The 1,599-nt window shown below is 59.8% G+C and carries 2 protein-coding genes; both read left to right on the top strand.

Going from position 1 to position 1,599, the window contains the following annotated elements; translation table 11 throughout:
- Positions 1–338: 338 nt before the first annotated feature.
- On the top strand, positions 339–530 hold the full coding sequence (gene tgmA / locus ABZZ74_RS54085) for a putative ATP-grasp-modified RiPP (protein WP_356951435.1): 192 nt from the start codon (positions 339–341) through the stop codon (positions 528–530).
- A gap of 15 nt (positions 531–545) precedes the next feature.
- On the top strand, positions 546–1,541 hold the full coding sequence (locus tag ABZZ74_RS54090) for an MvdC/MvdD family ATP grasp protein (RefSeq protein ID WP_356951436.1): 996 nt from the start codon (positions 546–548) through the stop codon (positions 1,539–1,541).
- The last annotated feature ends 58 nt before the right edge of the window (positions 1,542–1,599 follow it).

Here is a 1,599-nt window from a genome sequence, read left to right on the forward strand (position 1 = left end):
CTCGACCAGCACTACGGCCGCACAGGTTAAAGATCAAGCTCAGGCGTCCAACTTCGGCGCTGAATAGGGTCGTCTGTCCCATCCGCAGCGACCCCACCTTATCGGATTCTTAAGAATTCCCTGCCAGGGCCTTGGCGGCTTGACTACGGGGCTTTCTCTGCTTCAAGATTTGGTCACCTGAGAATTTCGATCACAACTGGCAGATCCATGGCCGCAACCGTGCAACCGGGTATCTCTTCCCTGAACCAGCAGCAACTACAGAGTGACGCGACCATTCGCTGCCCGCAAGAGGTGGACGCCGGATCGCAACCATGGATTCAGCATCACCTGGAGAAAATATGCACCAGTTTGCACTGAACTATTCACGCCCCATTCAGCGGGCGGAGGAGAGTGCTCCATACATTTACGACCCCGAACTGCAGTTGAATCTGCTGTCTGACGGAAATCCTGCAGCACATGATCACGCTTTGTTGCGAGAATTGAGCACTACGACGTCTACTGCAGGCTCAAAAACACACTTCGACGACTGAGGGGAAATCCCTTCGGTGTCTGTTCTGATCCTGACCTCTGAACAAGATGTAACCGCCGACATGGTTGTGGCAAAACTTAACGGCAGGGGTGTTCCGGTAGTCCGACTCGCCGCAATTAATTTACCCGGCCGTGCCGCTCTGTCCAGTGAGTACACACACGGCACATTCCACGGATACCTGTCCACCGAAAGTCGGCTTGTGTGTATGAGGAGTCTGCGGTCGATATGGGTCCGGCGCCCCGGCATACCAGCGAGTGGGGTCGCCGAACCGTCCGAGTGGCCCACCGACGAGTCCTCGCAGTTGCTCTACGCCATGCTGCGGTGCACCGACGCGCGCTGGATGAACCATCCGGACGCGGCGATTCGGGCTCGTCACAAGCCGTGGCAAGTACGAGTTGCCCAGCACAGCCGACTACCCGTGCCGGCCACGTTGATCACCACTTGTCCGCAGGCGGCCCGCGACTTCGCGGCCCGCTTCCCAGACCTGGTAATCAAGTCCCTATCGGGTACGGAACCACAAGACCCGCATGGCGTGCTGCCCACCAGTCGGGGCGGGCCCGACGAGGCCTTCGCAGCTGTTTCCTTCGGCCCGACGCTGTTGCAGCGCCGAGTTTCCAAGCGGGCCGAGATCCGTCTGACCGCGGTAGGCAACAGATTTTTTGCCGCCCGCAAGGCGGCCGGACCGGACCTCGATCAGAGCGAGGTCGATGTACCATACGCGGATTCGACGGCGCCGTGGCAACCAGTTTATGTCCCATCGAGTATTGGGGACGGTGTGAGAGCGTATCTCAGACAGGCCGAACTCTTCTATGGGGCGTTCGACTTCGCGGAGGACGATTACGGCATCTGGTGGTTTCTGGAATGCGACCAGTCCGGCCAATTCGGGTTCGTGGAGATGGAGACAGGGCAGCCGATAGCGCAGGCCATCGCGGACTGGCTGACGGCCCCCGGCTGCCTCGAAGAGGCATCAGCGCATACTCAGGTTGAACTCGTGGAGTCCGGTGGCCCGTGACGGTTCTTGATCGCTGCGGTACGACATCGTCATGCGGTACGCGCATGGGGGCGGGCTG

The sequence above is a fragment of the Streptomyces sp. NPDC006476 genome (assembly GCF_040612015.1).
GTDB lineage: Bacteria > Actinomycetota > Actinomycetes > Streptomycetales > Streptomycetaceae > Streptomyces > Streptomyces griseorubiginosus_B.

Excerpts from the sequence above, each read along its gene's own strand:
- tgmA (WP_356951435.1), top strand. The coding sequence starts at position 339 with ATGCACCAGTTTGCACTGAACTATTCACGCCCCATTCAGCGGGCGGAG.